Consider the following 19,354-nt stretch of genomic DNA (forward strand, 5'->3'; position numbering starts at 1 on the left):
ATTGAGCGTAGCGTCTATCTCTATGCGGAGCCCAAAACGCGCCTGCGCGATTTCACCGTGCGGGCCACGCTCGACAAGACCTATACCGACGGCGTCTTCGCGCTGGAGGCCGAACTGGCCGGACAGAAAGGTGCCGCCACGGTGACCGCCACCCTCTATGACGGCGAGACGCAGGTGCTGAAAACCACAGGCAAGGCCAGTGTCGGCAAGCCTGCGCAACTGAGCGGCACGCTCAAGGGCGTCAAGGCGTGGACGGCAGAAACACCCAACCTCTACCGGCTGGTGATTGAGGTCACGGACACGAAGGGCAATCTGATTTCGGCCACGTCAAAGAAGATCGGTTTCCGCACGGTGGAAATCCGCAATGGCGAGGTGCAGGTCAATGGCAAACGCATCCTGATCAAAGGGGTCAATCGCCACGAGCATGACCCGAAGACCTACCGCGTCATGACGCCGGAACTGATGCGCAAGGATGTCGAGCTGATGAAGCAGGCGAACGTCAACGCCCTGCGCACCTCGCACTATCCAAATGATCCGTACCTGTATGACCTCGCCGACGAATACGGCCTCTACATCATGGATGAGGCCAATATCGAGAGCCATGAATATATGACGCTGGGCCGCGATACGGGTAATGTCAGCGTGCAACTGGGCTACAAGCCGCACTGGGCGGCCGCGCATCTGGATCGCGTCAGCCGCATGGTCGAACGCGACAAGAACCACCCCTCGATCATCTTCTGGTCGCTGGGCAATGAGACGGGGGTTGGCCCCAATTTCGAGGCCGCGGCGAAATGGGTGCGTCAGACTGATCCGACGCGGCTGATCTCCTTCCTCGGCTACAGCGCCCTGACAGAAGAACACAGGCCCAATGCGTATGTCGATATCTATGCGCCGATGTATGATGATATCGACCGGATGCGCGACTATGCCGAAGACCCGCAATTCACCCAGCCGATGATCCAGACCGAATATGCTCACGCCATGGGCAACAGCCTCGGTAACTTCGCCGACTATTGGGAGACGATCCGCGCGCACAAAAAGCTTCAGGGGGGCTTTGTCTGGGACTGGGTCGATCAGTACGTCTATGCCAAAGACGCCAAGGGTCGCACCTATTGGGCTTCCGGTTTCGACCTTAACCCCAAACACGGCGACAACAGCGTCATTGGCGACGGTGTGATCAAGGCTGACCGCGACCCGGACCCCGAATATTATGAGTTGCGCCATGTTCAGGCCCCGCTGGCCTTTAGTCGTGATGCGAGCGGCACGGTTTCTGTTCAGAACCGGCACGATTTCATAGATTTATCAGGCTATGAGCTGCGTTGGGCCTTGGCCGTGGACGGTCGTGTTCAGGCCGGCGGCACGCTGCCGACACCAGTGGTCAAGGCCGGTGAAACGAAGCCACTGGCGCTCAACCTGTCTGGCCTGTCGGCCGACGGTGAAGCCATCCTGACCCTGCGCGCTTTTTCGCGGGAGGGCGCGATCAAAGGCGTGCCGGGTGGCACCGAACTGGCTTTCGGCCAGTTTATCCTGCGCCCGGCCACGCCCCTGCCGTCGCTGGTGGCGGGCGGCGTTCAGTTGTCGCGCACGTCTGAAGCCCTGTCGCTTAAGGCGGCGACGCGGCAATTGACGGTGGACCTGCGCACCGGTCTGATGCGTTACGAAGAGGGCGGGCGTCGGCTCCTCAGCGGCGGCACGCCCAACTTCTGGCGCGGCCTGACCGACAATGATGTCGGCATTGGCCTTGCCAAAAGCCATGCCGACTGGAAGCACTATTCCACCACACGGCGTGTGCTGGGTATCGACAGCGGCCCTGACCGTATCAAGGTGCGCTACGCGCTGGGTGAAGGCGGTGGGCGCTTTGACATCACCTATCAGATGGCCGCCGACGGGCAGGTCGATGTCACCGCCGACTTTGTGCCGCTGAAGGATGATCTGCCGGACCCGCTGCGCGTGGGTCTGCGTTTCGATTTCGACGCGTCGCTTGACGGGCTGAACTGGTACGGGCGCGGTCCGTGGGAAAGCTATGCCGATCGCAAGACAGGTGCGGCGCTGGGTCTTTATAGCGGCTCTGTACGGGCGCAGTACCACGACTATGCCCGCCCGCAAGAGTCGGGCAACAAGACCGATGTGCGCTGGCTGAGCCTGTCTGATGCCGCCGGCTTTGGCGTTCGCGTCAGTAGCGCGCAGCCTTTGTCGGTTAATGCCCTGCCGTTCCCTTATGAGGACCTTTATATGCGCCCGCAAGGGACCTGGAAGTCCTCCGACATCACGCCACGCGGTGACGGCTCGCTGCTGGTCGATATCGCTCAGGCGGGCGTTGGCGGCGATACTGGCTGGAACAGTATCGGACGCCCGCTGGTCAAATATCGCATCCCGTTACAGCCGCTCAGCTATCGCTTCCGCCTGACGGCCACTGAAAAGACCGTCAATTAGAGCCTTCGTCGGCTCAGTTGAGCCGCGAATGGCTCTAAAGTTTTCTTTTTAACGCGCTTTTTTATCCGAAAAGTGCGTCACACTTTTCGGCAAGCGCTCTAAAAAAAGAGGAAACCCCATGTCACGAGTCTGGCTTTTTTCGACCCTTCTGCTGGCCTGTTCGGGGGCGGCCGCGGCGGCAGAGACCACCCTTTATGACGGTACTAAGCCCCTCAGCATCGTCCACGATAAGAACGAAACCGTGTCTCTGGCGGCGCAGATGCTGTCGGACGACCTCAAGGCCCTGACGGGGCAGACGGCGAAGGTGTCGCAACGTTTGTCTGATTGTGCGCAGGTCTGCGTGGTAATCGGGCAATTTGATGCCCCGGTCGTCACGCAACTGGCCAAGGCGGCGGGTATTGATCCGCTCGCGCTGAAAGGCCAGTGGGAGCGCTATGGCCGCGTCGTCTTTGCCCATCAGGGCAAGACCTATGTGCTGATCTATGGGTCTGACCGGCGCGGCACCGTCTATGGCGTGACCGACCTGTCGCGCGAACTGGGCGTTTCCCCTTGGGAATGGTGGGCCGATGTCAAACCGCGCCGCGTTAGCCGCCTCGCCATCGACGGCGCGGCGCGCCTGTCGAAAGCGCCGTCGGTGCAGTATCGCGGTATCTTTCTCAATGACGAAGACTGGGGCCTTGAACCGTGGGCGGGCAAGACGCTGGAGCCCGAAGTCGGCAATATCGGGCCCAAGACCTATAAGCGTGTTTTTGAGCTGATGTGGCGCCTGAAGGCCAATACGCTGTGGCCGGCCATGCACATCAACACGGTACAGTTCTACGGCAATAAGGCCAATCCCAAGCTGGCCGACGACTACGCGATTGTCATGGGGACCTCGCACGCCGAGCCGATGGCGCGCAACAATCTCAGGGAATGGGATGAGGCGCGCAGCGGCCCGTTCAATTTCAAGGTCAACCGCGACAAGATCCTCGACTACTGGCGCACGCGTCTGAAGGAGACGGCCCGCGACGAAAACATCTATACGGTCGGCCTGCGCGGCCTGCATGACGGCCCTATGCAGGGCGCGGATACCCTTGAGGCGCGCAAGGACGTGCTTCAGTCGGTGATCGGCCTGCAACGCGACCTGATCCGTTCGACCTTCCGAAAGGCTCCGGAGACGGTGCCGCAGGCCTATGTCCTCTACCATGAGCTTCAGGAGGCCTATGATGCCGGGCTGAAACTGCCCGACGACGTGACCCTGATGTGGGCGGACGATAATTACGGCTATGTGCGTCGCCTGAGCAATGCGGAGGAGCGCAAGCGTTCCGGCGGGTCCGGCGTCTATTACCACCTGTCCTACTGGGGCCGTCCGCACGATTATCTGTGGCTGGGGACGACGCATCCGGCGCTCATCCATGCCGAAATGCAGAAGTCCTATGCGCTGGATGCCCGTCGTATCTGGATCGTCAATGTCGGCGACATCAAGCCGATTGAGTATCTGACGGAGTATTTCCTCGATCTGGCCTTCGATGCCGACCGCTTTGCCGAGGCCCCGCGCGACCACCTGACGAAATGGGCGGCGGAGCAGTTCGGCCCCGACAAGGCAACGGAAGTCGCCGACCTGATGATGGGTTATTATGACCTCGCCTTTGAACGGAAGCCCGAATATATGGGCTTTTCCGAAACCGAGCCGGTCACGCCCGTGTCGGAGAGCGATTTCGTCAAGCCCGATGGCGAAAAGGCGCAGGCCCGCCTGAAGGCCTATGCCGATCTGGTGGCCCGCGCCGAGGCGGTGGCAAAGACCCTGCCCGCCGACCGTCAGTCGGCCTTTTTCGAGATGATCCTCTATCCGGTGCGCGGCGCGGCCAATCTCAATAATCGTAAACTGAACCTCGATCTGGCAAATCTCTTTGCCCGTCAGGGCCGCGCCAGCGCCAATACCTATGTGGCGAAAGCCAAAGCGGCGCATCAGACGCTGGTGGCGGATACGGCCACCTATAATGCGCTCGAAAATGGCAAGTGGAACCATATGATGGACATGGCCCCGCGCAAGCTGCCGGTGTTTCTGGAACCCACCTGGCCGCAATGGTCGGTATCGCCGGAACAAGGCTGTGCGGCGGCGGTGTCCGGCGGCTGGTGGAACGACGAAAACGCGCTCACCTTTGTCACGGGGCAGCCGCGCAGCCGCGTCATCGAGCTGTTCAGCCGCGACACAGAAGCGCGCGACTGGTCGCTGAAAGTCACGGGGGACAGCCTGAAGGTCTCAGACGCCAGCGGGCGTCTGGCGACCGGCAACGGTTTTGAGCAACGCCTGACCGTCAGCTATGACGGCGGGGCGGCCACCGGCCCCATCGACATTGCCTGTGGGGGTAAGACAATCCGCGTCTATACCAAGCTGCTGCCCGCGCCGGCCCAGACGCCGTTTATCGAAAACGACCGCCGCGTGATCATCCCGCTGGCGTCACAGACGGGGGAAGAGTGGGAACGGCTGGACGGCCTTGGCCATTCTGGCAACAGCCTGCGCTCACGCCTGACCCTGCCGACGCGTGCGGCTCCCTCCGGCAAGCCCCTTACCTATAGCTTTACCACGTACAGCGCCGTGGGCGGCACCTTAAGCGTTGTGGCCCTGCCGGTCCATGCACTGAGCCCGGCCACGGGGCTGAAGGTCGCCATGCAACTGGATGATGGTCCGGTTCAGGTGATGGACTTTGCCACGGTGGGCCGCAGCGATGTCTGGCGCGGCAATGTCCTGATCAACAAGGCCATTGAAACCCGGAGCTTCAAAAAGCTGAACGCGGGTGTTCACACGCTGAAACTCTGGCCGCTCGATCCCGGCGTGGTGCTTGATTATGCCGAGGTGAAGCTGGATGGGGCCGACAAATATTATGGCGTGATCGAATCCCACTGACAGGCCTTGCCAAAAAAAGTCCGACAAAATAAGGTTTGGATATAATCAGCGGTTTTCCAAATAAAACAAAAGGACGATGCCATGAAGATGACGAAACGTGAGTGGTTCCGTGGCAGCGCCGGTCTGGCGCTGGCCTCGGCCATGCCCGCCGGGTCGGCGGAGCTGGTTGAGCCGGGCTTTGACACCCTTGCCGACGGGCCGTTCAAACCGCAATGGGCGTCGCTGGAAAGCCAGTATCAGGTGCCCGACTGGTTCCGCGACGCCAAGTTCGGCATCTGGGCGCACTGGGGGCCGCAGTGTGTGCCGGAAGCGGGCGACTGGTACGCGCGCGAAATGTATCTGCAGGGCAGCGGGTCCTATAAGCACTTCCTGAAAACCTATGGTCACCCGGCGGATACGGGCTTTATGGACCTTTTGCCGCGCTGGAAGGCGGAAAACTGGAACCCGGATGAGCTGCTTGATCTCTATGTCAGCGCCGGGGCCAAATACTTCATGTCGATGGCCAACCACCACGACAATTTCGACATGTATGCCTCGCGTTTCCATGACTGGAACTCAACGCGTATTGGCCCGCGCAAGGATATTGTCGGCATCTGGGAAAAGGCGGCGCGTAAGCGGGGCTTGCGCTTTGGTGTCTCCAACCACTCGGCCCACGCCTGGCACTGGTTCCAGACGGCCTATGGCTACGACCCCGAAGGTCCGCGTCGCGGCGAACGCTACGACGCCTATAAGCTCAATAAGCTGGATGGTAAGGGCAAGTGGTGGGAAGGCCTTGATCCGCAGGCGCTTTATGGTGGAGCTGTCATGCCGCTTCCCGATGGCTTCGACAGCCTCACAACCGCCAATGCCTGGCACGAACTGAACGACCGGGTGTGGGATGAGAAGCCGCCGCTGCGCAATCCGGCCTTTACGCGCCAATGGTATCTGCGCTGTAAGGACCTGATCGACAGCTATCGCCCGGACATGGTCTATTTCGACAATTTCGACCTGCCTCTGGGGCAGGCGGGGCTTGATATTACCGCGCACTTCTACAATGCCTCCGCCAAATGGAATGGCGGCAAGGTCGAGGCCGTCGTCAACATGAAGCCGCACGGTCCCTTTAACGGCGGTATCGTCGCCGATGTCGAGCGGGGGTCCAAGTCCGGTATCGACGCGCGGCCGTGGCAGACCTGCACCTGCATCGGGCAGTGGCACTATAACCGCCGCCTGTATGACGAAAAGAAGTACCGCCCGGCGGCGGATGTCATCCATCGCCTGTGTGACATCGTCTCGAAGAACGGCAACTTGCTGCTTAGCGTGCCGGTGCGCCCCGACGGTACGATTGATTCCGAGGAACGCAAGATCGTCGAAGGTATCGGAACGTGGATGTCGCGCTTCTCTGAGGCCATTTACGGCACGCGCCCGTGGCAGGTCTTTGGCGAAGGTCCCACACAGGTCGGCGCCGGCATGTTCGGCGAAAGCTCACAGAAGCCGTTTACCGCCGAAGACCTGCGCTTTACGACCAAGGACAAGGCTCTCTATGCGATCACGCTGGGCCGTCCGGCGCAGACGGTCACTGTTCGCTCTTTGCAAGGGCGCGACCAGAAGCGCGTCAAACGGGTGGAGGTGGTGGGCAGCAACACCCCGTTGACCTTCCGTCAAAGCGCTGACGGTCTGGTCATCGACATTCCGGCGGCGGCCAGCCACGAGTTTGGGGTGGCGCTGAAAATCTACGGCGTGATCTGAGAAAGGGGGGGTATGGGCCCCCTTTCGTTTAACCCTTGAAGCTGACAACGGCCTTTTGCCCGTCATAGAGGTGGCTGCGGGTGCGCGGCGGGTTTTGGCCGTCGATCAGCACAAGGCGCAGCTCGCGTTTTTGCACCATGCCGGGGAAGCGGCCTTTCCGCGCCCCGATGGTCAGGGACTGCGTCGCCTGCGACCAGTTCAGCGCATAGGTGCAGTAGGCACCCTTTTCATAGTCATAGGTTTCGTTGTCGTCCTCGTACAGCGTGAAGGCGGCATCGGCCCCGGCATAGATGCGGACCTCATAGGGTGCATCAGGTTGCTCGGTGGCGTACTGCATGACCGGCCCCAGCGGCAGGATCGAGCCTTCGCGGATGTAGAACGGAAACACATTGAGCGGGGTTTCACGCGTCACGGTCTGACCGCCCGCCACCTTTTCACCGCTCCAGAAGTCGTACCAACCGGTCGAAGCGGGCAGGTAGGTACGCGTATTAAGGTCGGTGACCTTGCGATTTTCAGCGATAGCGCGCAGATCGGCGGGCGTGCGCCACGCCAGACGCAGGGAACGGCCGCCGGTCGCCTGGTAATATTCGATCCTAATCGCGACGGGCTGTCCCTGTTTCAGGGTAAGTTTGGCCCCCTTATAGCGCGCCGCGCCATTCGCCCAGTCTTCGACCGCCAGCTTGCCGTCGATAAACAGGCGATACCCGTCATCACCTTCCAGCCCTAGTTCGAACTCGCCGTCTTCCGGGGCAATGACCTGCCCTTCCCAGCGGGCGGAGAAGCTGTTGAGGCCACTCAAACCGCCCGGCGCTTCGGCCAGAGGCGGCCCCGGCCAGGTGTGATCCAGTTTGGCGTCGATGACCTTGCCCTTTGGTGTCTCGAAATTCTCGCCTTCGAAATATTGCCCGGCCAGCCCCGGCCGCCCGTCCGGCGTGCGCTGCGCCGATGCGGGTATGGTGGTCGCGGGCGGGTCCTGAAGATTATACATGGCGCGCGTCACCGGCTGCACCAGACAGGCGGGGCCGAACATGAAGGTGTCGTTGATGTCGTACACCTTCGGGTCGTGCGGGAAGTCCATCGGCAGGGCGCGCATCAGCGTATAGTGCGATGAGGTTACCTGCCAGCTCAGGCTATAGATATAGGGCAGCAGCCGGTAGCGCAGATGCACGGCCTCAAGCAGCGCCGCATAAACCGTGGGGTCAAGCGTCTTGAAGATATAGGGTTCGCGCTCGATACTGGTGCCGTGCACGCGCATTAGGGGGTTGAACACCGCAAACTGGAACCAGCGGGCGAACAGCTCTCGATAGGCCGGGTTCTTTTCGCCGCCGGGGAAGGTGGTGACGAAGAAGCCGCCCGTATCCTGCGTCCAGTAGGGATTGCCGGTGATAGTGACGTTGAGGCCGCCAGAAATCTGTTCGGCAAAGGTCTTCCAGCTGGCGAAGATATCACCTGACCAGGAGGTGGCCGCCGTGCGCTGAGCCCCGGCCCAGGCCGAGCGCGTCAGGGTCAGGACGCGTTTATTGCCCGTGGCGCGCTGGCCGTCATAGGTGCCCTGCGTCGTCATCAGGGTGTAGGGGTTGAGGTAGCGCGTAAAGTCGCCCATGGCATTGACGCCAAGGCTTTTGATATCGGCCTCCACCTCCGAGGCGTCCCAGCAGGCCGTGCCCACCTCGACCTCGGTGCCATCCATCCAAAGGGCATCGACGCCCTTGTCCAGCAGGCCATGCTTGATGTGTTTGAAATAGATCTGCCGGCCTTTGGGGCTGAAGGCATCATAGATGCGCGCCTTTTTGGAGATCCAGTGCAGCGGCTTGAAGCGCAGACCGTAGCTGTCGAGTTCTTTCGCCAGCGCGGTATCATTCCCGACGGACGGCCAGATGGAGATCATCAGTTTCAGGTGCAGGTCGTGGATTTTGCGGATCATGCCGTCGGGATCGGGGAAGCGTTCCTTGTCCCAGATCATGCCGCTCCAGCTGCCGTCCTTGTCTGAGCCCCAGTATTGCCAGTCCTGCACGATGTAATCGAGCGGGAAGCCCTCCTTGCGGAAGGTCTCGGCCACCTCGACCAGACGCTGCTGCGTCTTGTAGCGCTCCTTGCTCATAAACAGGCCAAAGGCCTGTTTCGGGTACATCGGCGCGGCCCCGGTCAGGGTGCGGTAGGCGGCGATGACCTTATCGGCGCTGCCGCCGCCCATGAAGTAGTAATCGACGCCGCCCGGCGCGCTTTCGGCCCACAGCGTCGCGCCCTCAGCGCTGTCGGAAAAGCGCATCTTGGAATAGGTGTCCCACAGGATACCGTAGCCTTCGGAGGACATCATGACCGGGATGATGATGCCGGTATTGGTCTGCACCAGAAGCAGGTTCTGACCACGGCGGTTCAGCGTGGCTTCGTTGACATAGCCGAAGCCATAAATGCCTTCGCCGGGTTTCAACGTGAAGCTGTTTTCGACCTCATAGCTGGGGGCGTCCTGCAGGGTGACCGGGCGAATGGCCTGCGGTGCCGTGGCGCGTTCACGCGTATAGAGGCGGCCATCGGCAGACAGGAAGCTCAGCGCGCCCGACGCCTTGTCGATCTCAATGGTCAGGGCCGCGCTTTTGAGGCGCAGCGCGGTCTTGCCGTCCTCGATCTGGAAGGCGACGGATTTGGGGTGGCCGAGGACGACGATACTTTTGTTCGTCCAGTGGTTCTTGCCGAGATGCGCGTTCACCCGCACCGTAGCGGGACCGTAGAAGAGGACCGTCTTGGTGACACCGTTCAGGTAAAACTGCACCCCGGCGCTCAGGCGCTGATACTGAAAGCCCGGCATATCGGGTGCCGGGAGGCGGATCACATGCCCGTTGGCGTCGAGCGCGCTCAGGTCTTTGGCGTGGGCGGCACTGGCCGCGGCCGCAAGCGAAGAGCCGGTGAGGGCCGCAAAGGCCCGACGTGAGATGTGCATGTTTGCCTCCGGATGTTTTGTTATTAGTCTGAGTATATTAGGACGAGTTTTGGCGCACGCTCAAGGTTTGATTTGGTCCCAATAGCGTTTTGTGAGTCGCAAGGGCGTCCGCAAATTGAATTGACAGACCACTTTCGTCAGGGCTACCAAATTGGTTGGCCAAATTGAAAGGCAAACGCCGTTTTGGGGGCAGGGGCATGGGACACCATCTGAGCGTAAGTATAAGGTCCTTGCGCTGTCTCGCGGGCATGGTCTTAGGCGGGTGCCTTATGGCCGGGGCCGTGTTAGCTGCGCCGCTGCGCGCCTCCGGCGTGCTGATGACCGACCCGCCCGGACCGGTCATCAGCCGCTACATCTTCGGTCAGTTTTCCGAGCATTTGGGGCGCGGTATCTACGACGGTATCTGGGTTGGCCCCGACAGCCGCATCCCCAATGTGCGCGGCATCCGCAGCGATGTGGTGGGCGCGCTGAAAGCCATCCGCGTGCCGGTCGTGCGCTGGCCCGGCGGGTGCTTTGCCGATGAATATAACTGGCGCGATGGCATAGGCCCAAGGGGCAAACGCCCGGCACGCAAAAACAACTGGTGGGCGGGGTCGCCGGAAACCAATGCCTTCGGCACGCATGAATATTTCGATTTCGTGGAGCAGATCGGGGCTGATGCCTATGTGTCGATGAATGTCGGGGCCTCCACTCCGACCGAGATGCGCCAGTGGGTCGAATATATGACCTCGGACGGCAACGACACGCTGGCGCAGGAGCGCCGCCGCAATGGCCGCGACAAGCCGTGGCCGGTCAAGTTCATCGGTGTCGGCAACGAATACTGGGGCTGTGGTGGCAAGATGACGCCGCAGCAGTACGGGCGCGAATTCATGCGCTTTACGGCCTTCTACCATCCGCAGCCCGGACAGACGGCAACCCGCGTCGCCGTGGGGGCCAAGAACGGGCTGACCGAATGGACCGATGCGGTGATGGATGAGGCGCTGGAGACTATGGACGCCTTGTCTGTCCATTACTACACCTCGCCTACCGGTAATGTCGATGTGACAAAGCCTGCGACCGGCTTCGACGCTCAGGACTGGGCCGATACCTTTGTCCAGACGCTGAAGATGGATGACTATATCACCGCCCATTCCCGCGTGATGGACGCCCATGATCCGCAAAAGCGGGTCGCGCTGTTTATCGATGAATGGGGCACCTGGTACACGGTCGAGCCGGGCAGCGATCCCGGTCACCTCTATCAGCAGAACAGCTTGCGCGACGGGCTGGTTGCGGCAGTGAATTTTGACATCTTCATCCGTCACGCCGACCGGGTGCGCATGGCCAATATCGCTCAGACGGTCAATGTCCTGCAATCCCTCATCCTGACGCGCGGACCGCAGATGGTGCTGACACCCACCTATTATGCCTATCAGATGTACGTGCCGTTTCAGGAAGCGACCGCCCTGCCGCTGCGACTGGCGGCCCCGGACATCAAGGTCGGCACGACGTGGATGCCGTCGCTCAGCGGCGCGGCGGCGCGCGCGACAAACGGCGACTATCTGGTGGCGCTGAGCAATCTGTCACCACAGGACGCTGTTGAGACGCGTCTTGATCTGCGCGACCTGCGGGTTCACACGCTCAGTGCGCAGATACTGACGGCAGGTGAGATGGACGCCCACAATGATTTCGGGCACGCAGAGACCGTGAAGCCGCAGCCCTTTGACGGGGCGCGGCTTGAAAACGGGTATCTGGTGCTGACGCAGCCTGCCAAATCGCTGATTGTGCTCACCTTGAGGTAAACCCTCAGGGCTTCACCTTGACTTCGCGGATCGTGCCGTCGCGGTTGTAGCGCAGCGGTTCGATGGCGATGGAACGCTTGTGATCGCCGCCGCCGGGCAACAGGTTGTCGTGATAGAAGAACCACGGCTTGCCCTTGAAGGTGATGATCGCCTGATGGTTGGTCGAGATTTTCAGGTAGTCGAAGATCACGCCGCGATAGGTATAGGGCCCCATTGGCGTCTTTGACGTGGCATAGACGATCTGCCCCGGCCAGCCGGTTGAAAAGCTGAAATAGTAGAGGCCCTTATGCTTGTGCAGGAAGGGGGCTTCACCGTACTTCTTCTTGGGGTCATTTGCCGGAAAGCCTTCGATGACCAGATTTTCTATCGGTCCGGCCAGCGAGGTCATATCGGTATTGAGCTTCACGATCTTGGGGACACGCGTGCCAAAGGTCAGATAGGCCTGCCCGTCATCGTCGATCAGCACCTGCGGATCGATGGGCTCGTCCCCGGCATTGGCATCGCGCGCCTTGTCGATCAGGGCATCGCTGCGCGCGTCTTTGAACGGCCCGGCGGGGCTGTCGGCCACGGCTACGCCAATCTTATCACCGCCCACGGGGGCGTAGAAATAGTATTTGCCGTTGCGATAGGCGGCTTCCGGGGCCCACGCCTTGGCATCCGGGCGCGCCCATTTGAAGACGGTGACGCTGAGGAATGACCCGTCGTCGCGCCAGGTTTTCAGGTCGTCCGAGGTGTAGAGCCGCCAGCTGGTTGAATCCCAGTATTTGCCGGAATTGGAAGCGTCGTCCGTGGCATAGAGATAGACCTTGCCATTGAACACGTGCGGTGACGGATCGGCATTGAAGCGGGTGCTGATCGGTTCTCCGGCAAGGGCCTGCGTCGCCATAAGCAGCAGGAGGGCGGTACTGAGTTTAAAGGTCATGGCATCATCTATCGCGAAGTGAAGGTGAGAGTTGCGGGGGTCAGGCTTTCGGCACGGGCCTCAAACGTGAAGCGTCCGCCGGTCTTGGTCGTCTGCACAATGGCTTGCGCGTAGCCGTTGAACAAGTGGCGATAAGAGGCCTTGTCCGGTTCGTGGCTGTTGGGGTTGCCGTTGCCGACGCCGATCAGGCGGCCCTGACCATTGAGGGCGAACTGGATCAGACTGTCGCCCAGCGGCACGGTGACACCGGCCTTATCCACGGCGCTGACGCTGACCATAGCCACGTCCTGACCGTCGGCGCTCAGTTGCGTCCGGTCGGCGCTGAGGACCAGACGATGGGGGGCACCGGCGGTGCGGCGTTCGGTCTTCCTCACCACCTTGCCGCTCTTATAACCATAGGCGGTGAGGGTGCCCGGTGCAAAAGGCACGCTCCATTCCAGATGCGAGTCGTGGGGCATGGTCTTGCGGCCCAGCGACTGGCGATTGAGGAAGAGTTCGACCTCATCGCAGTTGGAATAGGCCCAAATCGAAACCGTCTCGCCTTCGCGCCAGTTCCAGTGCGGCAAAAGGTGCAGCACGGGTTCGTCCTGCCACCACGAACGGTAATAGTGGTAGATGTCCTTGGGGAAGCCGCAGCTGTCGAACACGCCGAAGTTGGAGGCCACCGACGGCCACCAGTTAAAGGGCGTCGGCTCACCGCGATAATCGAACCCGGTCCAGATAAACCCGCCCAGCAAATAGGGTTTAGAGTTATAGAGGCTCCACCAGGTTTCCGCCGTCGCGCCCCAATAGGGGTGCTCTGTGTCGTAAGAGGCCACGACCTGTTTTTTGGCGTCGGTCTTGTATTCGCCACGGGTGGACACCGCACTGGCCGTTTCCGTGCCGATGATCGGCATGTCGGGGAAGCGCGTGCGGAAGGGCTCGATCTGGGCCTCGTGATAGTTAAAGCCGATGACGTCCAGCGCCGTCGTGATGCCGTCGCCAAAGCCCTTGTTCATGGCCGCATTGACCTTGCGCGTCGGGTCAAGCTCACGGATGCGCCGCGCCATGCTTTTGGCCACCTTAAGTCCGCGCGCCGTCATCTGCTGCGGTTCTTCGTTGCCGATCGACCACAGGATGACGCTGGGGTGGTTGCGGTCGCGGCGGATCAGGGCCTCAAGCTCGCTCAGGCCCTGACGGCTGGAGGTCATCTGGCGCACCTCATCAATGACCAGCAGCCCCAGCTCATCACAGGCGTCGAGCAGTTCCGGCGTCGGCGGATTGTGCGAAGTGCGATAGGCGTTGGAGCCCATGCTTTTGAGCTGTTTCAGACGCCACACCTGAAGCGCATCCGGGATGGCCGCGCCGACCCCGGCATGGTCCTGATGGTTATTGGTGCCCTTGATCTTGACGGGTTTGCCATTGAGGAAGAAGCCCTCCTTGGCATCAAAACGCAGGTCGCGCAGGCCGAAACGCAGCGTGTAAAGGTCACGGGTCGTCTCGGTCTTCACCTCTACCCGCAGCGTGTAGAGATAGGGGCTGTCGATGGACCACAGGCGGGGTTGCGGCAGGGTCAGGCGCACCTCGCGGGTCGTCGCGGACTGAGCCGTCAGCTCAACTGTCTGGCGCGTCGTGGCGACCGCGGCACCGTCCTTATCCAGTGCCGTGACATCGAGCGTAGCGACCTGCGCCGCCTCACTACGGTTGACCAGATCGACCGAGGCTTCGACCGTGCCGTTCGTCTGCGGCCGCACAAAGACGCCCCATTGCGGGACGTGTACCGTGTCGGCCTTGACCAGCCAGACATGGCGATAAATACCTGCCCCTTCATAGAACCAGCCTTCGCCGTAAGAGGCATCGACGCGCACCAGCAGCACATTCGGCGTGTCGTCCGTATTGATAAAATCCGTAATATCAACGCGGAAGGAGGTATAGCCGCTGTCGTGACGCTCAAGCACATAGCCGTTGAAGATGATGGTGGCGTCACGGAACACACCGTCGAACTCCAGCCACAGACACCGGCCCGCATCGGCCTTATCGAGCGCAATCAGGCGGCGATACCACCCCACCGAGTTTTCCGGAAACCTGCGCCCGATGGGCTTATAGCCGTGCGCGGCGGCGTAGTCTTCGTCGTCCTTGTCCGCCGGATTGCGGCGATAGTCTTCATTATTGACGAAGGGCAATTCGACCGCCCAGTCGTGCGGCAGGATGACGGAACGCCAGGTGGAATCCTCGTAATCGGCCGCGTCGGGCTTGGCGCCGCTGCGGCCCTGTTTGGCGAGGGTACGCTGATTGGCCCCGAAGCCGAAATCGCGCGACAGGTCTTCGGCGTGGCCGAAATGAAAACGCCAGCCGTCATCAAGCCGCAGGCGCTGACGCGGGCTGTTTGACGCCGGGGCAGCGGCGGCGGCGGCTGCGACGGGGGCGGTCAGGGCGGTGGCCATGCCGAGGACCGGGAGGCTGGCCACTACGGTGCGTCGGTTAGGTGTCATCGGTCACGCAATCAGAAAAGAGGCGCATCCTCTCAAAAGTCCGGAATTTGGAGAGGATGCGCCCAGTTGCCGAAGCCGGCACACGCTTTGTCCGGCGTTTCGGGGAGGACGGTAAATCAGGTCAGACGAGGATCTTGCCAGGCGAGGCCAGTCCATTGCTGGCCCCTCTGGCCAGCAGGATGGCCCCTTCGACGGCATCCTGTTCCGGTTCGCTGAGGAGTGCGGCGTCACGTGTCGAAAGCCAGGGGCGGATCGGCTCGCCCAGACCGCCGACGAGCGCGATACGTTTGGCCCCCAGATGGTGCAGGCGGCGCAGATAGAGGCCGATATCTTCGGCCACCGCCCGCACCAGACCCGTTGCGACCAGATCGCCCTGTTCGGCATAGGCCATGATGGTGGGAGCCATCGCGCCATAATCGCTGGGCGTGGCCGTGGTGACAAAGGCGATCACATCGGCGGGCTGCCCGCCAAAGGAGGCGATCATTTCGCGCGTGAAGTCAGTTGCCGGGGCGATCTTGTCAAAGCCACGCAGCGCGGCCCGCAGCGCCGCCCGGCCAAGCCCTGCCGCCGAGCCGTCATCGCCGACTTCGAAGCCCCAGCCGCCGATCCCGTGTCCCACGCCGTCGCTGAGGATATAGCCTGCGCTGCCTGTGCCGCAGATCTGAATGGCTCCGTCCTTGCCCGAAAAGGCCCCCAGACAGGCGGCGTGCGCGTCGCTGGCCACCGAAATGGCCCCGAAATCCGGTCCCGCATCGACGGTGACCTGCGCACTGGTGGCCGAGGTGACACCGGCCAGCCCCAGCCCGATATGGATGTCGGGCAAGTCGGCATGGGTCAGTTGCGCCTGCGACAGGGCCTCATCGACCGCTGCCATGATGTTGCGCCACACAAGCCCCAGCCCCAGCCGGATATTACCCGCCCCGCCAAAGCCTTCGCCCAGCACCTGACCGGCCCGGTTGCGCAGACGTGCCCGGCAGCGCGTACCGCCGCCATCAACGCCGATATAGTAGAGGGGAGGGATGATGTCGCTCATGATAGTCACGCTTATAACAGAAACAGGACGGTCCGGTTATCCGGATCAGAGTTTGATGATGAGGTGTTTGCGGTCCATCCACCAGCCCAGAGCCCAACAGACCAGCATGTAGCATATAGCGCAGGCCAGCGCGCCCCACGAACCGGTCAGTGGCGTCTGGAACACGTGCAGGCCGATCAGGTCGTAAAGGCCGTGACCGTCGGCATTCTTGAAGGTTTGCAGGACGGTGACCAAAAGTTCTGAGAACAGATAAATGACCAGTGGATTGCGCCCGAAGGTCTCAAAGAAGCCCAGACCCTCGCGCCGTTTGGCCAGATCGACATAGGCGATGATGCCTGACAGGATCAGGCAGTCGAGCCCGATGGTCAGCACCGCAAAGGACGAGGTCCACAGGCGCTTGGAGAAGGGGAAGCCAAAATTCCACACCAGAGCCGCCGCGACCAGCGCCAGCCCGGCCCCGCTGAGGATCAGGACCGTACGCCGACGGTCTTCGTTATCGAGGATCAAACGGCCGCACAGATAGCCGGCCAGCACATTGACAATGGCCGGCAGGGTCGAGAGCAGGCCTTCGGGCTCATAGCCCTTGGCGCCGCCGCGGTACATGTGATCGAGGCCCAGCACGAACTGGTCGATCTTTGCCCCCAGATTGCCCGTCATGGTGAGCGCGTCGGCGGCGGGTGTGAAGGCGTAGAGCAGCCCCCAGTAGCCGAACAGCAGCACCGCACTCAGGATCACCAGACCGCGCAACGACAGATAGCGTGCCGCCAGCGAGGCAAACAGGTAACAGAGCGCGATGCGCTGAAGCACGCCCATGATGCGCGTGTGGCCGATGTCGTTAAAGGCCCACGCCCCGTCCGGCGTCTGATGCACAAAGGGGAACCAGTACATCAGATAGCCGAGCAGGAAGATCAGGGCTGAGCGTTTCAGCACCTTCAGCAGAAACTCTTTGTGCGGCAGAGGCTTGCGGAAGGCGAAGACCATCGAATTGCCGATGGCGAACAGAAACGACGGGAAGACCAGATCGGTCAGGGTAAAGCCGAACCACTGCGCGTGCTGAAGCTGCGCAAACGGCTCGGCCCCGGCGGGCGAGGTGTTGACCACGATCATGACGCAGACCGTCAGGCCGCGAAACACATCAAGGGCGGTGTAGCGGGCAGCGCTCATGCCTTGGTCCCCAGTTGCGCCACCAGAGCACGCGCGGCGTTGAGCGGCTGTTTCGGGGCGTGGCGCTTGAAGGCGATATTGGCCTTCACCCACGCCTGCTCCCAGCCGATCAGGTCGCGGGTAAAGGCCTTCTGATCAAAGGGCGCGCCCCCGCTTGCCGAGGCCCGCAACGCCGCCAGTAGTTTCATCCAGCGCGGCAGGTAGAAGTCCTTATAGAGCCCCTGCCACGCCTTTGAGGCATAGTCGTTGAGATTGCCCTTGCCACCCCAGACCGTCACCTGCGCCTTGGCATTCAGCACATAATAGGCTTTTTCTTCAGGCGTATCGCCATAGGCGCGCGCCTCATCGATCCAGCTTGCCAGCGTATCGGGTTGGGCCCCCATCAGCGTGTCAACCTGCGTCACCAGCGCGCTGATCTCTTCGCGCAAGGCGTCGCCGCTTTTCACATCGCCTGCCTTATAGGCCTTCATAGCGGCGATCAGACGGTCGTCGATCTCTTCGGAGACCAGATGGCGCACGGCATCAATCACATCGTGGCGATAAAGCGCAGACCCTTCAAATCCTTTCAGCGACAGGAAGGCCGTGACGGCTGAGCGCAGCTTTTTACGGTCGCCCGGATGGCCCTCGAACTCGACCATGTCCGCCGTCGGGCGTTTGCACAGCAGATAGGCCCCGGCCTTGCTGCGCCACCAGCGCGGCGTCCAGTAGCGCGTCGAGAACGCCGCCTCAACATAGGTGCTCCACGCCGAAATGAGCGCGGGCGTCACCTGCCCGTAGCGGCTTTTCAGATAGGTGGTGAGCCATTCGGCCACCGTCTGATCGGTCTGACCCCAGGCCAGATCATAGGCATATTCATAGACGATGGAATTGTTGTGCAGGCCTTCGGGGAAGAGGCCGAACCCTTTGAGATCGCCCGTATCTTTACGCGCCAGAACACTTTTGATGTCGTCGCGGTAGAAGCCAAGATCGCCATAGACCGGGTTCGATGCGCCGTAATTGTGCACATAGCCGTAGATCCACGGCTTGCCCTGAAAGGCGTTGCTCGATTGCCAGACACCGGGATAGCGGTCATTGCCGATATCGAGGATCATCAGCCTGTCCTGCGGCACGTCGCGCAGAAAGGCCCCGATGGCGTCCGGCGTCCAGAAGTGCTTGTCCGCCCCGAACAGCCAGCCCTGCATGGTCCATACGGCGTCGGGCCGCGCCTGACGGATGGAATCATAGATGGCCTTGCCATAGGCGGCGAGGCGCTCGGCCTTCACCGCCGGATCGACAACGGTTTCGGTCTCCTTGGTATTGGCGGTCGAGTCGCCATATTTGGCGGCCTTGACGTCGGAACCATCGTGCGAGATGGGCGGCAGCATCTCATTGAAGGAATCGGCCAGATAGTAGCGGCCTTCGCCATAGGTTTCAGTATAGAGCGCAATAAAGCGCGCAGCGATCTTCGCAAACAGCGGATCAGCCGGATCGAGCCAGTAGGTCTCATGGAAGCCTTCCCACGGGCGCATAGGATAGATGCGCGCCTCCGGGTGCTTCTGCGCAAAGGCCTTGGGCACATAGCCGCCAAAGGCCGGCAGGATGGGCGTCATGCCCAGCTCTTTCATGCGGCCTAAAATCTGGACCTGTAGCTTGTGCTTCTTCTCGATCCATGCCTGCGGCACGGGGGCCAGATAGCCTTCGATGTTGCCCATGCGGTGCCAGGGCGTGAAGGCGGGGCCTGAGAAATAGTCAGACAGTTCGGCGTCGTTCAGGCCCAGTTCGCGCCACAGCGCCTGCCAGACATATTCCTGCCCTTCCATGGCCAGCGGCATGTCGATGCCGTGCAGGGCCATCCAGTCCAGTTCGCGCTCCCAGCGCGCCCAGTCCCAGAAGGGCGTCGTATAGCCAAAGGTGCAGGTATTCATATAGACGCGGTGCGCGAAGGGGCTTTCGACTTTTGCGCCTGTGGCGGCGGGCAGGCGTGCGGGGAGGGCAACGCGGTCGCCTTCCCAGCTCTGGTTGGC

10 protein-coding genes are annotated in these 19,354 nt (G+C 61.5%); 4 read left to right on the forward strand and 6 right to left on the reverse strand.

Annotation, left to right across the window (positions count from 1 at the left end; genetic code table 11):
* The 3 genes from Q0072_RS12025 to Q0072_RS12035 all read left to right on the forward strand — a co-directional run.
* A partial coding sequence (locus Q0072_RS12025) for a glycoside hydrolase family 2 TIM barrel-domain containing protein (RefSeq protein WP_298330362.1) occupies nucleotides 1-2,433 on the forward strand: 2,433 nt, incomplete at its 5' end.
* 118 nt (nucleotides 2,434-2,551) lie between these two features.
* A complete protein-coding gene (locus Q0072_RS12030) occupies nucleotides 2,552-5,320 on the forward strand; it encodes a glycosyl hydrolase 115 family protein (RefSeq protein WP_298330365.1) in 2,769 nt (922 codons plus the stop codon).
* A gap of 81 nt (nucleotides 5,321-5,401) precedes the next feature.
* On the forward strand, nucleotides 5,402-7,045 hold the full coding sequence (locus Q0072_RS12035) for an alpha-L-fucosidase (RefSeq protein ID WP_298330368.1): 1,644 nt from the start codon (nucleotides 5,402-5,404) through the stop codon (nucleotides 7,043-7,045).
* A gap of 28 nt (nucleotides 7,046-7,073) precedes the next feature.
* Here the strand turns inward: Q0072_RS12035 and Q0072_RS12040 are convergent, their stop codons facing one another.
* Complete coding sequence (locus Q0072_RS12040) at nucleotides 7,074-9,983, reverse strand: TIM-barrel domain-containing protein (protein ID WP_298330371.1); 2,910 nt, start codon at nucleotides 9,981-9,983, stop codon at nucleotides 7,074-7,076.
* 197 nt (nucleotides 9,984-10,180) lie between these two features.
* Here Q0072_RS12040 and Q0072_RS12045 point away from each other — a divergent pair, with 197 nt between their 5' ends.
* Nucleotides 10,181-11,761, forward strand: a complete 1,581-nt coding sequence (locus Q0072_RS12045; protein WP_298330373.1) for an alpha-L-arabinofuranosidase C-terminal domain-containing protein — start codon at nucleotides 10,181-10,183, stop codon at nucleotides 11,759-11,761.
* 4 nt (nucleotides 11,762-11,765) lie between these two features.
* On the opposite strand, the gene Q0072_RS12050 is transcribed toward Q0072_RS12045, so the two are convergent.
* From Q0072_RS12050 to Q0072_RS12070, 5 genes are all read right to left on the reverse strand, one after another.
* Complete coding sequence (locus Q0072_RS12050) at nucleotides 11,766-12,683, reverse strand: family 43 glycosylhydrolase (protein ID WP_298330375.1); 918 nt, start codon at nucleotides 12,681-12,683, stop codon at nucleotides 11,766-11,768.
* Nucleotides 12,684-12,691: 8 nt separating this feature from the next.
* The gene (gene galA / locus Q0072_RS12055) at nucleotides 12,692-15,154 is read right to left on the reverse strand and encodes a beta-galactosidase GalA (RefSeq protein ID WP_298330377.1); all 2,463 of its coding nucleotides are present in this window, start codon (nucleotides 15,152-15,154) and stop codon (nucleotides 12,692-12,694) included.
* A 121-nt stretch (nucleotides 15,155-15,275) separates the two neighbouring features.
* Nucleotides 15,276-16,187 carry a BadF/BadG/BcrA/BcrD ATPase family protein gene (locus Q0072_RS12060; protein ID WP_298330380.1) on the reverse strand — a complete coding sequence of 304 codons (912 nt, stop codon included), beginning with the start codon at nucleotides 16,185-16,187 and terminating at the stop codon, nucleotides 15,276-15,278.
* A gap of 45 nt (nucleotides 16,188-16,232) precedes the next feature.
* A complete protein-coding gene (locus tag Q0072_RS12065; RefSeq protein ID WP_298330382.1) occupies nucleotides 16,233-17,351 on the reverse strand; it encodes a heparan-alpha-glucosaminide N-acetyltransferase domain-containing protein in 1,119 nt (372 codons plus the stop codon).
* On the reverse strand, nucleotides 17,348-19,354 hold a 2,007-nt coding region (locus Q0072_RS12070), incomplete at its 5' end, for an alpha-N-acetylglucosaminidase (protein ID WP_298330385.1). The genes Q0072_RS12070 and Q0072_RS12065, both read right to left, overlap by 4 nt.

Origin of the sequence: Asticcacaulis sp. (assembly GCF_027484505.1) — a bacterium.
Classification (GTDB): domain Bacteria; phylum Pseudomonadota; class Alphaproteobacteria; order Caulobacterales; family Caulobacteraceae; genus Asticcacaulis.